Raw genomic sequence first — 16,759 nt, 5'->3', positions numbered from 1 at the left:
AATTATTTCCAATTAATTTCTTCTTTAATAACTTTTGCAGGATGCCCAGCGATTAAGGTATTTTGCTTTGTAAAAACACCTCTAACAATCGAATTGGCTGCAATAACACAGCCGTCCGGCACAACGGAACCTTTGTAAATTTTAACCCCGCAACCAATCCATACGTTATTACCAATTGTAATTTCGTTTGGGGTTATCGTTTTACCTTCGTAATCAATATCATGAAAATCCTCATCCAAAAACTGACAGTCCCATGAAATAACGCAGTAATCCCCAATGGTAAGTCCGTGCATAATGATAAAAGTCGAATTCACATTAATATACCCACCTTTTCCAATCGACATAACGGCTTTTTCAGCGATGTCGAAACGACACCCTCTTCCTATGGAATACGGTCCGTTTAATTTCAGTTTACCCTGAATATTGAGATAAGTTCTATGCGTTTTGTGCATAAACCCAATGTAACTCATTCCTATATCAAGCCGGTCATTGGTTTCGATATTCGTAATTCCTTTCACTGACACTTTATGGTGCAGGATGAAATTTTTAGAATACAAAATCCTATAGGCGAAATGCTTCATAAAGGAAATTACGAAATTACTTTCTGCCTTTTTACACTTCTTATACAACGAAACGGTTTTTGATAAAAACATATTTATTTTTCCTGTGTATACCAACGGTACATTTTGTTCACTCCTTCTTCGATATCAACCTGATGTTTCCACCCCAAGGCATTCAGCTTACTTACATCCGTTAGCTTTCGCATCGTCCCGTCGGGTTTTTCGGCATTAAAAACAAACAATCCCTTAAACCCAACGGTTGCTTTGATGCGTTGCGTTAAATCGGCAATTGAAATATCACTTCCGGTGCCAATATTCAGGTGCGTATTCCGGATTTCTTCTGTTGAAGTAACACAATCCGAAAAATCACGGTTTTCCATTAAAAAAACACAAGCATCGGCCATGTCTTCCGACCATAAAAATTCGCGCATCGGTTTACCAGAACCCCAGATTTCGACAACAACAGTTTCATTATTTTTTGAAATGCCAAAAGAACGCAATACTTGTAAAATTTCAGCTTGCGAAGCCTGTCCGTCAATTCCCCGTATTGGCAAACGATTTAAATCCGACTGAATGGTTTCCCAATCGTTATTTTCCAATGCTTTTCCCAAATGGATTTTTCGGATTAATGCCGGAAGCACATGCGATTTTTCCAAATCAAAATTATCATTCGGGCCATATAAATTAGTCGGCATCACCGACATGAAATTAGTGCCGTATTGCAGATTATAACTCTCACAGGCTTTGATACCTGCTATTTTAGCGATGGCATAAGGCTCATTGGTGTATTCTAAAGCACCCGTTAACAGGTAATCTTCTTTTAAAGGTTGTGGTGCATTTTTCGGATAAATACAAGTACTTCCCAAAAACAACAATTTTTTCACCCCATGCACATAACTCTGATGAATCACATTGTTCTGGATCATCAGGTTTTCATAAATAAAATCGGCCCGATAGGTGTTATTCGCCACAATACCGCCCACTTTGGCAGCGGCCAGAAATACATATTCGGGTTTTTCTGTACCAAAAAAATCAGCGGTTGCTTTCGCATCGGTCAAATCGAGTTCGGCATGCGTCCGCACCAGAATATTGGTAAATCCTTTAGCCTCCAGATTTTTCTTTATGGCACTGCCTACCAATCCGCGATGTCCGGCAACATATATTTTGGAATGTTTGTCCATTATTCGAAATAATTCTTCGTTTCAAAAGCGCCTTGCTTTAAATACACTTCTTTTTGCATCAGTTTCAAGTCGCCTTGCATCATATCGGTCACCAAATCCTGTAAATTATATTCCGGTACCCAACCCAGTTTGTTTTTGGCTTTGCTGGCATCACCTATTAACAAATCTACTTCGGTTGGTCGGAAATATTTTGGATCAACTGCTATTACCTCAGTCCCTTCAGCTAACTGAAAACGCGGATCTGAACATTGGGCCACATGGCCTTTTTCATCGGCTCCGGATCCTTTAAAGACCAGTTCAATACCTACTTCGGCAAATGCCATCTTTACAAACTCGCGAACTGCTGTTGTTTTTCCGGTAGCGATTACCCAATCTTCCGGTTGTTCTGCCTGTAGAATCATCCACATCATTCGTACATAATCCTTGGCGTGACCCCAATCGCGTTGCGCATCTAAGTTTCCTAAATATAACTTATCCTGCAATCCTAAAGCGATACGTGCTGCGGCTCTTGTAATTTTTCGGGTAACAAACGTTTCCCCGCGAATGGGTGATTCGTGATTAAACAAAATACCGTTACAGGCAAACATGCCGTAGGCTTCCCTGTAATTTACCGTTATCCAATAGGCATACATTTTAGCAACGGCATAAGGGCTTCGAGGATAAAAAGGAGTGTTTTCGGTTTGAGGCACTTCCTGTACTTTTCCATACAATTCAGAAGTAGAAGCCTGATAAATCTTTGTTTTTTTTTCCAATCCTAACAACCGAACGGCATCCAGAATGCGTAAAGTACCCAAACCATCTGCGTTCCCGGTATATTCCGGTATCTCAAAAGACACGTGCACATGACTCATCGCCGCCAAATTGTAAATTTCATCGGGCTGAATTTCCTGAATAAGACGAATCAGGTTGGTACTGTCAGTCATGTCTCCATAATGTAAAAAGAAATTACGGTGCTCGATATGCGGATCCTGATACAAATGGTCGATTCTATCGGTGTTGAATTGAGAGGAACGTCTTTTCAAACCGTGAACAATATAGCCTTTTTTTAATAAAAACTCACTCAAGTATGCGCCGTCCTGACCGGTTACTCCTGTTATAAATGCAACTTTCATAGTCTGTATTATTTTCTCTTATCGAATAGTTTCATCAGCAGTGTGATTGCTGAAAGCTGAAAGGTAGTAAATTTTCTGAAAAAAGATCGTTTATCAATCTCACGGAGCATTCGAAACCGTTTGTTCGTTTCCTTGAACTTATCAAAAATATAGCGATCATTTTCATTATTGAAAACATAAGGCAAGTAATTTTTAAAAACCCGAAGCTTCTCTTCCTGCACCTTATCCTCATGAACCGAGGATATACCATTCATATCAAAATGGGTAATCGTATGATGCAGCTTTTGATAGCTGGCACCATTTAATCCCAAAGCTTTGAAAAAAAACTCCCAATCCGAAACAATTTTATTGTTTTCATTGTACAAGCCATAGTGTTCAAACAGCGTTCTTTTTATAAACGTGCTGGGATGGTAAACGGTCTTCGAAACCAAATAACTAAAGCTCATTTGTTCGGGATGCTCTTTAACTACAACTTTTCCGGACTGTTCATAACACAAATGCCCACATATAAAATCGGCATTGGAATCAAAACTACTGAAAACGTTTTCAAAAACCGTAGGATCAACCAGGTAATCACCGGAATTTAAAAACAGCAGGTATTTCCCTTTAGCGGCTTTAATTCCTTTATTCATGGCGTTGTAAATCCCTTTGTCTTTTTCACTTACCGAATAAGCGATATTCGGTTTGTAGGCTTCTATAAGCGTCGGACTTTCATCGGTCGAACCACCGTCAATAACAAGGTATTCAAATCCTTTCCAGGTTTGGCTTACCACACTGTCCATGGTTTTTTTCAGCCCAGCGGCATCGTTATAATTAATGGTAATTACCGATAAGAGAATATTTTCCAATTTGGTTATTGATTTTGGTTGAGAATTAAATCGGTACGCTTTTCAAAAGGGAACACATCGAAATGTGAAAAAGGATCACCGTTTACAATTTGTAATCCCTTTGTTTCGGCTTCTTTTTTTAGGCTTTCATATTGCTGATACAATTCATATTCGCGGTACAACCGTTCTTTAGGGAAAGGTTGCTTTTGTTCTTCGTAACTGATTTTTATCCCTTCTTTTTTAAGGTAATATTCTAATGAAGGTTTTTCGTGATTGTAAAAATGGGTATACGGTTGAATGCACTGCCAGTCGTGATTAATCCCCAACAAAACGATTTTGGGAATTTTGCAATACACCGCCAGTTGCAGCCCTACAATAGTGACACTCCAAGGAGATAGGATTTTCTTTGTAAAATCAACCGGTAATGTTCCGCCATAAGAGTACGTATAAATTTTTCGTCCATTGAAAACTTCAAGAGCCTTTATTTTGTCTTTTGCTTCAACTAAAACCGGGGTTTGTTTCGGCAATACCTCATGGCATCGGGTCCACCAGTCTGTCAGTACTTTTTCAGTCATGGGCAGATGGGAGGCAGCAAAAATATGCAGCTTCGGATTGATCTTTTCGATATCAGGATGTTCGTAAAAATTCCCCATCGTAATCACAAAGTCATCCTTAAAAACGGATATATCCAAGTTGTTAATGGAAGGCCCGGAACCCAAAATCAGGGCTTGTGGATAGGTCCCGAAAAGATCCGCCAGTACACTGTTTTCAGGATGAATTATCTGAGAAACAAACATACTTTTGATTTTATTTTTTATTTTAAGTAAAATGCTCATCCTGCTTATTCTCTAAATCGGGCGTCTATAATCGCAACATTGGTTGCTCGGTTTATCCTTCCGGAATTCCAAAAATCACCCGGAAAAACATTAAATTCAAACACATCATGCAACAAATCAATTTGATTGACTGCGATTTTCCCGTTTTGAACAACAATATCCAAGCTGTACACACCTCCTCGCAATAGTAGTTTTGGTATTTCTAAATCAACATACCCATTTTGAAGTACTTTGTCGAAAGTTATACCCATCTCATCCGAATAAAAATCCGCAACTTTTACTTCGTTAATATCTCTAAACACCACTCCAAAAACTAGATTTTCGGCAGAAGTATTTTTTAACTGCTCAAAAGCAAGCCTAAATCTAACTGAATCCCCAGAAACTATTTCTAATACAGAATCTCCTTTTTCATTGAGTAAACAAACTGATGAAAATTTTAATTCTCCACTTCCTCTTCTATCTGTTCTCGACAACAAGTCCGTATTAATTTTATTGCTATTATTGGTTAGATAGAAATCTACAGCAGCATTACTTTCACCATCAAAAACCACTTTTCCATGTTCCAGAACAATTCCTTTTGTACACAAACTTTTCACAGCAGCCATGTTATGACTCACAAACAAAACGGTTCGTCCTTCTCTTTTGGAAATGTCCTGCATTTTACCAATCGCTTTTTTCTGGAACTCAGCATCACCCACAGCCAAAACCTCATCGACTACTAAAATTTCAGGTTCTAGGAAAGCAGCCACTGCAAACGCCAAACGCACGGTCATACCACTACTGTAACGCTTTGTAGGAGTATCAATGTAACGTTCACATCCTGAAAAGGCAATAATCTCATCCATTTTAGAAACGATTTCTTTCTTGGTCATTCCTAAAATGGCTCCATTGAGAAATACATTTTCCCTTCCAGTTAATTCGGGATTAAAACCTGTACCAACTTCCAATAAAGATGCAATACGTCCTCTGGATTTAATCGAACCCGTAGTAGGCGCAGTTACCTTGGACAAAATTTTCAATAAAGTTGACTTTCCAGCACCGTTTTTACCAATAACGCCCAGCACATCTCCTCTTTCAACCTCAAAACTAATGTCCTGCAAAGCCCAAACATATTCGCTATTGCCTTTAGTACTTCGGTCATTGGCCTCACCAATTTTCAAATACGGATCTTCTTTCCCTCGAACTGTATGCCACCATCGATTCAAATCATGACTTAATGTCCCAGTACCTATAGTACCCAGTCGATATTGCTTGGAAATATTCTCAACCTTTAATATGATGTCCTTCTCTTTCATTTAACTGTTTTTTTTAAAACGCTACTCCTTTAGGCCTTATACGGTATCTATAAATTTCTTTTCTGTTTTATTAAAAATGACCAAACCTAAAAAGAATACCGTAACAGAAACCACAACCGTATACAATAATCCTCCCCAACTAATAACGCCTTCCCCTAAAAGAAGGTAGCGGGATGTTTCCACAACATAGGCTAATGGATTATATTCAATCAGCCAGCCCAATTGAGGCAACTTTTCTTTTAACAAGGCCATAGGATACATAACAGCCGATACATACATGAGCAATTGAACGCCAAAAGAGACCAAAAAAGTCAAATCTCGATATTTTGTTACCATTGAAGAAATAATCATTCCGAAACCTAAGCCCAAAAGCCCCATAATTAAAACTAAGAACGGATACCAAACAAGATTTATCCCCAACGTATTATCCATACCTTTCAATAAATAAAATATATAAAAGCAAACAAAAATGAACGACTGTATTCCTAATTTTATCAAATTAGTTATGACAATCGATATTGGAATAATTACTCTGGGAAAATACACTTTTCCAAAAATAGAAGCATTTTTCTTGAATGTATCTGAGGTTTCATTTAAACAAGAAGTGAAGTAATTCCATACGATAATTCCAGCTAAATTGAACAAAAAGGGAGGAATTGAACCAGTAGCTATTCCAGCCATACTATTAAAAATAACGGTAAAAATAATAGCTGTAAACAAGGGCTGTATAAAATACCAAAGCGGCCCTAATATGGTTTGCTTATATACTGTTACTATATCACGCTTTACAAAAAGCAGCAACAAATCGCGGTAACGCCAAATTTCTTTAAAAGGGAGTTGGAAAAAATTGTTCTTTGGGGTTATTTCAAACAACCATTCATTATCATTAAAATCCTCCTGATACTTCATTTGTTAAATTAAAATAAGCTGCGAAATCTATTTACTTCAATGCGCAACATGTAAAATCACAGAGGTCAAATATACTAAACTTTAAGTAACCTAAGAGCAATTTAACGTTATTAGAAGAGTCAACATTAATAAAAAAAATTATAGTTTTAATATCCTACGTTGTATTCTTTTTCAAAAAAAACATACCAGAATAAATGAATTAAAAAGACCTTATCTCTGAATTAATTTTTATAACCGTAAAATATTACTAATTCACTTTAATCAACTCGTCTAAAGTAGCAACTGAAAGAGGCTTTGACAAAAAACGTGACACAAAAGGAGATTGATTCGCACGGATTTTATCTGTTTCATCTACTGAAGAAGTTACTAAAAAAACCCTTGTTGTATTTGGAGTTGTAAAAGTCTCTAAAGAATTTAAAAACTCCCATCCATTCATTATAGGCATATTAATATCTAGAAAAACAATATACTGATTGCTGGATGAATAGTTATTTTTAAAATGATCTAATGCTTCTTCACCATTTTTAAAAGATAAGGGGGTAATATTAAAATCACATTTTATCAATAGTTTTTTTAGAATCATAATAGCTATTGGATCATCATCAACGATAAAAAAATGTTTTTTTAACATATAGATTTCATAATTTTAAGGGAGAATCAATTTTGATTGCTTTACAATTTCCCGAATGATTTCATCCAATTCATTTGCAGAATCCAACACATGCGACAACATTTCTAGTTTTTCTTCTATGGAAATACCTTCATCTGAAATCAAATTTACAAGACCCATAATTCTTGCTAAAGGAGCACGAACCACGTGTGATTGAGTCCATGCGATTTTCATGAGCCGTTTATTTTGTTCCTCAATAGCCTTAAGATGTTTTATACTTTCTGTAATATCATTTACTAAAACAACCTTGGCTTCTTTTTCTTTATAAGGAATAGTATTGCTTTGGATGGATACATATATGATTTCGCCATTCTTTTTCCTATGTCTATAAACCTCTTCAAAATTTACAAAAATTTCATTAGAAATCAAATCTTTTTCAAAACTATCACATTCTATATCTGTAACAAGCATGGTTTGAAACTCTTCTGTTGTATAACCATAATGATCAATTGCAGCTAAATTCACATCCAGAAATTGGTAATTATCAAGATTATAAACCCACATAGGTTGAGGGCTCAAGTGAAATAAATCTGAATAGCGATGTTCTGATTCTTTTAACTTGACCAAATTTTTATTGCGTTCAATATTGTAAATAATGCTTTTATAAAGAGTAGCTGCATTTAAATCATCTTTAAGAAGATAATCAGAGATTCCTAAGGCAAGAGATTTTACTGCAAAAGAGAAATCAGGATAACCTGTAAGTACAACTGTTGGTGTAGTACCAACAATTTCGAGGGTATCTTTAATGAGTTCCTCTCCTTTTTTGTCTGGAAGACTCAAATCCAGAAGTACAATATCAATCTCTTTAGAGTTTGTAGCAAAAAATGAATCTAATTCCTTGAAAGAGGCTACATGAATAATTTCTGGTGCCAAAATCATTTCATCCAAGTAATCTTGTAGAAGAAAGAAATCACCAGCATTATCTTCGACTACAATTAAGGTATACTTTTTTCTATCCTTGTGCATTATTTTTATTTTCTGACAGGTAATTTTACAATATTAAACCAAAATTGTTCAATACTGGCAACAGCTTCAAAAAAATCTGTTAAATCCACAGGCTTAGTAATATAACAATTTACAAAGTGTTTGTAAGAGAGATTAATGTCTCTTTCAGATGATGAAGTAGTAAGCATAATTACCGGGATATGTTTTGTTCTGTCATCTCCCTTAATTACCATAAGGACTTCATGACCACTTTTAAGAGGTAAATTTACATCTAGAAGTATAAGATCGGGCTGCGAAGCTTCTTTATACTTGCCTTCATTGAAAACATAATCGATAGCCTCTTTACCATTACGTACTACATTAATACTGTTTATTATTTTACTTTCTTCTAAAGCTTCTATCGTTAAAACAATATCTCCTTCATTGTCCTCCACTAATAAAATATTTACTGATTTCATTTTTCTATTTTTTAATTTTGACGAATTTGGATTAAGACCTTTTAAAGGAAAATAATACTGATATTAACAAATTTAACATAAATTTACTTATAGAGAAACTAAATAATAGAAAGGTTTCACTTTTGTTTTGTAAAACGATTACTGTAAACTCTTCTTTTTTAAAGAAAAATAAAAAGTAGCTCCTTTATCTTTTTCAGAAATTACCCAAACTCTTCCGTTGAGTTTGTCTACATTTTTTTTAACAATTGCTAATCCTATTCCATTTCCATTAAATTCTTCACTACTATGCAACCGTTGAAAAAGAAGAAATATTTTCTTAAAATACTGTTTTTCAATTCCAATTCCATTATCTGCAACTGAAAATATCCAATCATGATTTGTTTCTTCAATCGCTATGGTTATTGAAGGCAAAATCATTTCATTAGTATATTTAAGTGCATTCCCTATAAGCTGATGAAATATTTGAAAAATTGCTGAAGAATCTGTATTAATTACTGGCAGTTTTTGTACATGAATTTGAGCTTTTTTTTGGGTAATTACCTCATGGTGGAGCAATAAAATTTCTTGTACTATTTGGTTTATATCTTGAATTTCAGTTTTTTGTTTTTCTTTCCCAATTTTAGAATATTCGAGTAAATCAAGTATTAAAGTACGCATTCTTTTAGCACCCGATACTGCAAAGCCAATATACTGTTTTCCTCTTTCATCAAACTTTTCTTTATACTCAGTTTCTAATTTAGTTATAAAACTAATAATTGTTCGTAACGGTTCCTGAAGATCATGTGAAGCGACATAAGCAAATTGCTCGAGTTCTTTGTTAGACATTTCTAATTCCTGTGTATATCTTTCTAGTTGCTCTACTTTTGCATTAATAATTTTATATTGTCGTCTTAATAATAAAAAAAGAAGTAATGCTGTTGAAGCTACATAAAAGAAACCTTTCACGCTTTGCAGATAGGTCAGTTTTTTTAGTTCAAAATCATTGAAGAAGAATAGTAGAAATCGATCACTAATCAAAATCCATAATATACCTGACACTAAATAAATTAGTGTTATTTTCATTTCAGGTTTAACTTTCATTTCATAAAAGGTTAGTTCTACAAATCATTTTTATAAGGTAATGTAAAGTAAAAAGTAGTACCCAGACCTACTTCAGATTCCAACCATACCATTCCTCCTAGGTTGTTTATTATTTTTTTTACAATTGCTAATCCCAATCCAGAACCTGAATATTGATCTTTTGAATGTAAGCGTTGAAAAATTACAAATATTTTTTCGGCATATTCTTTTTCAATACCAATACCATTATCTTTTATTGAAAAAAGCCATTCATTATCATGTCTTACCACTACTACGTGAACTATTGGATGCACCCCTTCGCGAGAATACTTAAGAGAGTTTCCTATTAAATTCTGAAACACTTGTAACATTGGGGAACGATAAGTGAAAATCTCTGGTAAAACATCATAGGTAATAACGGCTTGTTTTTCTTTAATTATTTTTTGAAGTCCCATACAAACCTCATCCAACAATTGATTTAAATCAATTTTTTCGGGTTTTTCAATATATTTTCCAACCCTAGAGAACTCCAATACATCTAATATTATGGATCGCATTCGTTTAGCTCCTTCTACAGCAAAATAAATGTATTTTTTTCCGTTTTCATCTAAAACATGTGAGTATTTACGCTCAATTTGAGTTAAAAATGTAGATACCATTCGAAGTGGCTCCTGCAGATCGTGCGATGCGATATAGGCAAATTGTTCTAATTCTTTATTGGAAATAGTGAGTTCATGAGCTCTTTCTTCTAACTCTTTATTGAGCCTATCTAAAGCTTTGGTTTTATTTTCAACAAGCAATTTTAACTTTTGTGGCTGTTCTGAAAGATGCCACATAAAAAGGGTAAATAAAAAGGAAAACAACAACCCCAATAATGAAAATTGCAAAGCTCTATCTAAGTAATGAGGATTATTTAACTTGATATAAATATCCCAGTCTCCTATTTTTACATGTTCTTTAAAAAATACTCCTTTATTAAAACCTTTCATGTTCTTGAACATCAAATCTGAATTTCCACTTTCCTTATCTGATTTTACAAATTGATAGCTGTAAGTATCATTTTTTCCTGTACTGTCGATACCAATCGCATTGAGTAATGTTTCTTTTCGAATAATCACGGCTGAAAACCCCCAAAACACATTATTGCGATAAACAGGTAATCGCCCTACAATACCTACACCACCTTGTTTTAATTTGATAGGACCTTCAAAATAAAGCTCATTTCGTTTTAAAGCCTTTAGAGCCTCTTTTCGATGGAATGAATTTCGAAAGACTGAGTACCCGATTGTTGCTTCATTTCCTTTTAAAGGATAGGTTTTTATAATTGTACTATCTTTAACTAACTGCAAAGCATCAACAAAACTATTTTTACTAATAAGTTCCTTTGATACATTTTCAAAATAATTATCAATTAAATCACGCTCTATAAGAAAACCAATTATCCTAGAAGTATTAATACTCTGATAAAGTGTTGTCTCTAATTGATTTTTAACATTTGCTGCTTCCCGTTCTACTTGAAGAAATTCATTTTCCTTTTCTACTTTGTAAATACGATAAGCAATTCCTTGTGTAATTAATAGGGAAGCTATAAAAACAATCCACGCATTTCGATTAGGTCGAGTCTTTAAAAGATCACTCAAAATTAAAAATGACTTCATATATCTAATTACTTGGGAATTTTGAAATAAAAGGTACTTCCCAAACCTTCTTCAGATTCTACCCAAATACTTCCTCCTAAATTATCTAAAATTTTCTTTACAATAGCTAAACCTATGCCTGTTCCTCTATATTCTTCATTAACATGAAGACGTTGAAAGAGAATAAATATTTTTTCATGATATTCCTTACTAATTCCTATACCATTATCTTTTATAGCAATTTCCCATTCATTTCTAGTTTCTTTTGCGCTTACTTCTATGGTAACTGGTACATTATCTTTTGAATATTTTAATGCATTCCCAATTAAATTTTGAAATATTTGAAGAATTGGAGAACGATAAGATACAACTATTGGGAGATTTTTAAATTTTATCAAAGCTTCTTTTTCCTCAATTAACTTATGTTGCAACTGACAAACCTCATTAATAATTTCATTCAAATCAATTTCATCTTTGTTTTCATCATGTTTTCCAACTCTTGAAAATTCTAATATATCTAAAATAATTTGTCGCATTCGTAAAGACCCATCAACTGCAAAATGAATGTATTGGTGTGCTTTTTCATCAAGTTGATCATTGTATTTTCTTTTCAACTGATTTAAAAAACTTGTCACCATTCGAAGTGGTTCCTGCAAATCATGTGAAGCGATGTATGCAAACTGTTCTAATTCTTTATTAGAGATCATCAGATCTTTTGTTTGTTTTTCCAATTGTGCATTAAGACTTTTTAATGATTCTTCATACTCTTTTCGATAGGTTATATCTGTCATAGCTCCTATCATTCGTAAAGCTTTTCCTTGATTATTTCTAATAATAACACCTCTATCAATTACGTAAGCTGAACTCCTATCTTTTCTTGTAATCTTATATTCTTCTTTCCATATGTTAATTTCTGGATCTTTTATAGCTTTATCAATACTATTTGCAATTCTACTAACATCATCAGAAAAAAAATGACGTTTCCAAAATTCATCTGGAACAATATCTTTTTCCATTTTGTAACCAAAAAGTCTGTCAAAACCTTCACTACGGTAATAGGTATTATTTTGTATATCCCAATCCCAAATCGCATCATTAGTGGCTTCTGTTACTTTTTCAAAACGTTCATTAGTTTGACGAATTTCTTCTTCTGCTATTTTTCGAATACTTACATCTTTAAAGTAAACTGACAATCCTTCCTCTGAAGGATAAGCACTCACCTCAAACCATTGATTACTATACGGATAATAGTCTTCAAAATGAACAACCTCACCCGTTTTCATCGCTTTACTATACTCAGTATACGACCTAAGTTCTACCGCATCAGGAAAAATTTTCCAAAGTGATTTTCCAAGTATTTCCTTTTTCTTTTTCTGCAATACTTTTTCTGCTTGTTTATTCCAATAGGTAACTATCCAATTCTTATCTACAGCAAAAAAAGCATCACCTATGCTTTCAAGAATATTATTACGTTCTTCAAAAGATTTTTGCAACTCAATTTCAGTAACTTTTTGATTATGAATATCTTGCAAACTTCCGTAAATTTTAAGACATCGATATCCAATACGATCTGATTTACCAATACAACGAACCCACCTAAGGTTTCCTTTTGCCGTGGTTAATAGTAATTGTAAATCAAACGTTTGTCCTAATTCTATGAGTCTTTTAACTGCAGTTTCAATCTGATATCTATATTCGCCTTGAAAAAAATCAAATGCTTTTACCAAAGTCGTTTCAAAAGAAGAATCAACTTCCATGATTTGACGTGTCATAAAAGACCAATACATATCATTAATATTACCATCAACTAAATCTAGCTCCCAACTTCCAATTCGAGCCATAACAGAAATACGTTCAGCCAGTTCTTCCAAGTCATGTTTCTCTGTAATATCCATTACAATAGAGTCCCAAACTATAGATCCGTCTATCATTTTTTGAGGATTGCCATAACCTTCATGAAAATGAACACTACCATCTAGTTTTACATATTTCCAACGAGAATGCCAACGTGTTAATTGCTCTTTTGATTCTAATATATCCTTACGAACTATCTCAAAATCACCTCCTTTTTTAATTCCTTCCCATATACCTTTTGCATCCTTCATACTCTCTTCTGATGTAATCCCCCAAACTTCTTCAGCACCACCACTTACATACAAAAGCTTATCTGTTCCGTCTGGATACAGATGGTATTGAAACAAAATTCCTGGCACATTATCAGAGATATTTTTTAATCTTGATTCAGTAACCTTGCGCTCATGAATATCTTGAAAGCTACCGTAAAGGCGAATACATTTACCTTGAAAAAATTCAGCATTTCCAATTGCCCTAATCCAACGTTCTTTTCCTGTCAAAGTAATTATTGGAGCTTCAAAATCAAATGGCTCACCAGTTTCAATAGCATTTTGTACATACGATTTGACCTTATCTCTAAAATCCTCACGATAAAAATTAATTGAATTAAAAAAATTTGTTTGAAAATCCTCTGGCACCTCGTGAATAATCTTAGTCATTGGAGACCAATACTGTAAATTATTTACTACATCTACTTCCCAACCACCAACACGTGACAATTTAGATGCATTTTCGAGCAATCCTTGTAGCTCAATGATTTCTGTCATATCCCTACCATAAACGAAAATAAGATTTTCGTCACCAAATGTATTTGAAGAAGTCCATGATATCCATCGATAATTACCAGATTTTGTACGATATCTGTTTAATGAACTATATATTCTTTTTTGACTAGTAATAGCTTTTGAATACTCTATGTCAGTTTTTACCAAGTCATTGGGATGTATAAAACTATCAAAGGGTTGTTCCAATATTTCCTTTTCAGTATAACCCAATAAATTACAAAATGCGGGATTAACCTTTACAAAATACCTGTCAGGCGAAACTATTGCCATAATTTCAGGCGCACTATGAAATAAAAGAAACATCTCCTCTTCCTGTTGCTTTCTTTTAATTTCGTCACCTAAATTATATTGTAATGATTCATATTGTTCTACCAATAATCTTGTGAAGAATTTATTTGTACTGGAACATACTAACAAAACACCAATTACTTTATCTTTATGAAAAAGAGGTAGTGCCATCGCACTTTTCAAACCAGCTTTTTTTGCAGCATTTCTACGAATGAATAAATAATTTTCATCTATATCATCCCAAATCTCAACTTGACCTTTTTTCCATACTTGGCCTGGCATTCCTTCACTGCTTTTTAGCTTATTTATATTGTCGCTTTCATTAAAAAAAATAGCTGCTTTAGTTGTTTGAGCATATCGTGAAGAAGACATTACATTCAAATATTTTTCATCAATACTTGTTAACCAAATTTCAGCGGTTTGTAATTCGCCTTGAATTGTAAGAAACTTTAAAACTTGCGATAGTGTTTCATTCAAATTATTTTCTGTTTTGAAAAACTGAGACACCTGATACTGTAGTTGTTTTTGCTTTTCAATAAGTTTTGCAGAAGAAACATCTCGCAATACTCCAATCATTCGCAAAGGTCTCCCGTTTTTATCTCGAATTAAATGACCTATTTCTTCAACATAAGCATAAGTGCTATCTGCTTTTTTGAATCGAAATTCTTTTGTCCACCTAGTTCGGTTTGAATCGTTTAAAAAAGCAATCCATTTCTCTTTAAGCCTTTTATCATCTAAAGGATGCATTAAATTTGACCAATCTGCAATACGAAAAACACCTTTATCTTTCGAATAACCAAAAACCGAATAAAAACTTTCATTCCAATAGAAAATATCTGAAACAATATCCCATTCATAAATAGCATCTTTAGAAACCTTATTAATAAGCTCATAGCGTTCGTTACTTTTTTGAATATTTTTGATGTATTCAAATTTTTCTATAAAAATCGATATTAATCGTCGCGAACGTTCTATGACATGTTCTTCTAATGCATTTGGCATTCTATTTGTTGCAGGGTAATTGGCAAATGTAGCGATTACAGCACCGCTTGAATTAAATATAGGATAAGACCAACAAGCTTTTATATTGTGTTCCCTTGCTAAACTTTTGAATTGTCTCCAACGTTCATCATTAAGAACATCTGTTACAATGACTTGCTCTTTTAATTGTGCTGAAGTTCCACAGGATCCTACATTGTCGCCAATCATAACACCTTCTATACTTCGAATATATTCTTGAGGTAAGAAAGGTGATGCCAGATTTTCAAGTGTATTATCCTTTATACGCATTACAGATGCTTTTATATCTGGAAAAAAACTTTCTAATTTTTTTATATATGTTGTCAATATACTCCTAAGATCAGTATTAGTAGACATACTATTTTCAATAATCTCCTTCTCCAACAAATCAAACTGATGATAAAAATACTCTGATGTATTGTCCTTAAGTGACCCTACAACTCGATAAGCAGTACCTTTTTCATCTCTCAAAATAACAGCTTCATCTTTTACATAGGCTATTTCTCCATTTGATTTTATCAAACGGTATTCACAAACCCATTTTTCCTGATTGGTTTGGTTTAGTACATTATAAAAAAGATCAAGAACCCTATCTTTATCAAACGGATGAATGTGGCTAACAATGAGCTCATGGTTTTCTTGAAGTGTTTTACTTTCAATTCCAAAATTTTCTTTAAAACCGTTGCTCAAAAAAAACTCATTATGAAGCAAATCATAGTCCCAAATACTTTCGGAAGCAGCTTTCATTAAAACTTCGAATCGTTCATTACTTCGGTTAAGAGCATCTTGAGTATGAACCAAAGTGGAAATATCTACCGTATTAATTACAATACCCTGAATTGTTTCGTCGGTAAGAAGATTAGAACCTGTGCTCTGAAAAAAAGACCAATTTCCGTTTTTATGTTGAAAACGGTATATGGATGATTTAACTCTTTTCTCTGAAAACAAACTAACAAATTCTTCTTTGATTTGCTCCAAATCATCTGGATGAACAAAATCGAAAGCACACTTGCCTAATAAATAATTTTCTGAATAGCCAACAATATCTGGGTAATTAGGGCTAACATAAAGATAAACACCTTCCTGATTTACGACTGCTGTCATATCAGCCCCTTCTTGTACCAATGCCTTGAATCGTTTTTCGCTGAATACTAATCGTTCTTGTATCTTAACCTGTTCTGTAACATCCTTTAATGAGACCACATAACTGGAAGTCTCTTCCCCTGCGAAGAACATTTTTGCTGTTTCACATTCAAGGATGAGTTTTTCAACTTCTTTATTATCGTTCTTTTTTGGCATGTTAAACTATTACTTATTTTATTG

13 protein-coding genes are annotated in these 16,759 nt (G+C 33.8%); all 13 read right to left on the bottom strand.

All coding sequences use genetic code 11. From position 1 onward, the window contains the following. Positions 1-2: 2 nt before the first annotated feature. Positions 3-581, bottom strand: a complete 579-nt coding sequence (locus LJY17_RS15315; RefSeq protein WP_264544667.1) for an acyltransferase — start codon at positions 579-581, stop codon at positions 3-5. A gap of 74 nt (positions 582-655) precedes the next feature. Continuing rightward, positions 656-1,741 carry a GDP-L-fucose synthase family protein gene (locus LJY17_RS15310; RefSeq protein WP_264544666.1) on the bottom strand — a complete coding sequence of 362 codons (1,086 nt, stop codon included), beginning with the start codon at positions 1,739-1,741 and terminating at the stop codon, positions 656-658. Beyond that, positions 1,741-2,853 (bottom strand): GDP-mannose 4,6-dehydratase, encoded by a 1,113-nt coding sequence (gene gmd / locus LJY17_RS15305; protein ID WP_264544665.1) that lies wholly within the window; start codon positions 2,851-2,853, stop codon positions 1,741-1,743. Before gmd ends, LJY17_RS15310 begins: the two co-directional genes overlap by 1 nt. Before the next feature lie 8 nt (positions 2,854-2,861). Further along, on the bottom strand, positions 2,862-3,701 hold the full coding sequence (locus LJY17_RS15300; protein WP_264544664.1) for a glycosyltransferase family 2 protein: 840 nt from the start codon (positions 3,699-3,701) through the stop codon (positions 2,862-2,864). A 5-nt stretch (positions 3,702-3,706) separates the two neighbouring features. Continuing rightward, positions 3,707-4,516, bottom strand: a complete 810-nt coding sequence (locus tag LJY17_RS15295) for a hypothetical protein (RefSeq protein ID WP_264544663.1) — start codon at positions 4,514-4,516, stop codon at positions 3,707-3,709. 5 nt (positions 4,517-4,521) lie between these two features. Continuing rightward, on the bottom strand, positions 4,522-5,811 hold the full coding sequence (locus tag LJY17_RS15290) for an ABC transporter ATP-binding protein (protein WP_264544662.1): 1,290 nt from the start codon (positions 5,809-5,811) through the stop codon (positions 4,522-4,524). Positions 5,812-5,847: 36 nt separating this feature from the next. Continuing rightward, positions 5,848-6,720, bottom strand: a complete 873-nt coding sequence (locus LJY17_RS15285) for an ABC transporter permease (RefSeq protein WP_264544661.1) — start codon at positions 6,718-6,720, stop codon at positions 5,848-5,850. Positions 6,721-6,967: 247 nt separating this feature from the next. Continuing rightward, positions 6,968-7,351, bottom strand: a complete 384-nt coding sequence (locus LJY17_RS15280) for a response regulator (RefSeq protein ID WP_264544660.1) — start codon at positions 7,349-7,351, stop codon at positions 6,968-6,970. A 15-nt stretch (positions 7,352-7,366) separates the two neighbouring features. Beyond that, positions 7,367-8,356, bottom strand: a complete 990-nt coding sequence (locus tag LJY17_RS15275) for a PAS domain S-box protein (protein WP_264544659.1) — start codon at positions 8,354-8,356, stop codon at positions 7,367-7,369. Positions 8,357-8,361: 5 nt separating this feature from the next. Continuing rightward, positions 8,362-8,793 carry a response regulator gene (locus LJY17_RS15270; protein ID WP_264544658.1) on the bottom strand — a complete coding sequence of 144 codons (432 nt, stop codon included), beginning with the start codon at positions 8,791-8,793 and terminating at the stop codon, positions 8,362-8,364. Positions 8,794-8,931: 138 nt separating this feature from the next. Further along, positions 8,932-9,873 carry a sensor histidine kinase gene (locus LJY17_RS15265; RefSeq protein ID WP_264544657.1) on the bottom strand — a complete coding sequence of 314 codons (942 nt, stop codon included), beginning with the start codon at positions 9,871-9,873 and terminating at the stop codon, positions 8,932-8,934. A gap of 17 nt (positions 9,874-9,890) precedes the next feature. Next, positions 9,891-11,510: an ATP-binding protein gene (locus LJY17_RS15260; protein ID WP_264544656.1), complete on the bottom strand. Its 1,620-nt coding sequence runs from the start codon at positions 11,508-11,510 to the stop codon at positions 9,891-9,893. Between the two features lie 8 nt (positions 11,511-11,518). Beyond that, positions 11,519-16,735 (bottom strand): PAS domain-containing protein, encoded by a 5,217-nt coding sequence (locus LJY17_RS15255; protein ID WP_264544655.1) that lies wholly within the window; start codon positions 16,733-16,735, stop codon positions 11,519-11,521. Positions 16,736-16,759: the final 24 nt, after the last annotated feature.

It is taken from the genome of Flavobacterium hankyongi, from assembly GCF_036840915.1.
Lineage (GTDB): Bacteria > Bacteroidota > Bacteroidia > Flavobacteriales > Flavobacteriaceae > Flavobacterium > Flavobacterium hankyongi.
This window is presented reverse-complemented; position numbering and strand designations above follow the sequence as displayed.